Annotated in this window: 1 pseudogene; it reads left to right on the forward strand. The window is 64.1% G+C overall.

The features are described from left to right. A pseudogene (locus Q1A87_RS23800) lies at positions 1-440 on the forward strand (hypothetical protein); the annotation flags it as partial.

Genomic DNA, 440 nt, shown 5'->3' on the forward strand with positions numbered 1-440 from the left:
TTACAAGACGCTTTGTAGCCGCTGGAAGCGCTGGAGCGGTACAGGGTCTCGCGCGGATGATGGCTGGTCTGGCGGCCGAACACGGCGAACAGAAGACCGTGATGATCCCTCTCGTGGTTTGCTTTGCAAACCGCTGCCGGCAGCGGACGCGACATACCTGAAGGCCCACCGAACGGCGACCAGCTTGGCCGCTGGAAAGGGGGGCGTGGTCGCCTGATCCACTGCCCGACAGGGTATTGCACGGCAATGTCCCGAGAGGGGACGCGCCAAGGGCGGGCCGAGCACGAAGCTACACGCCGTCACCGACGCGCTCGGACGACCGATCCGGTTCTTCATGAGCGCAGGTCAGCGATTGCATCGGCGCACGGGCACTGCTCGGTGGACTGCCAAAAGTCAAATGGCTGCTCGGCGATCGCGGCTATGATGCCGACTGGTTCCGA

It is taken from the genome of uncultured Jannaschia sp. (assembly GCF_947494055.1).
Classification (GTDB): domain Bacteria; phylum Pseudomonadota; class Alphaproteobacteria; order Rhodobacterales; family Rhodobacteraceae; genus Jannaschia.